We start from the raw sequence: 311 nt of genomic DNA, 5'->3' as shown, positions 1-311 counted from the left end.
AGGTGGCGATGATTTCGCCGGCAATGGACACCGCGATCTCGATGGGCAGCTTGCCCTTGACCTCGGCCAGGCCCATCGGGCAGCGCATGCGCGCCATCAGCGCGTCGTCGTAGCCCCGCTCGCGCAGCCGGTGCTCGAATTTGACCCGTTTGGTCTTCGAGCCAATCAGGCCGAACCAGGTGAAGTCGTTGCGCTTGAGAATGGCGGCGGTCAGTTCCAGGTCGAGCTGATGGTTGTGGGTCATGACGATGCAGTAGCAACCTGGTGGCAGCTGTGCCACTTCGTCGACCGGCTCTTCACTGACCACCTTG

General features: G+C 62.4%; 1 protein-coding gene. It reads right to left on the bottom strand.

What is annotated here, in order from left to right; all coding sequences use genetic code 11:
- On the bottom strand, positions 1–311 hold a 311-nt coding region (locus QWI17_RS23545; RefSeq protein WP_302724988.1), incomplete at both ends, for an XdhC family protein.

The sequence above is a fragment of the Gilvimarinus gilvus genome (assembly GCF_030518155.1).
In the GTDB taxonomy this organism is placed as follows: Bacteria; Pseudomonadota; Gammaproteobacteria; order Pseudomonadales; family Cellvibrionaceae; genus Gilvimarinus; species Gilvimarinus gilvus.
This window is presented reverse-complemented; position numbering and strand designations above follow the sequence as displayed.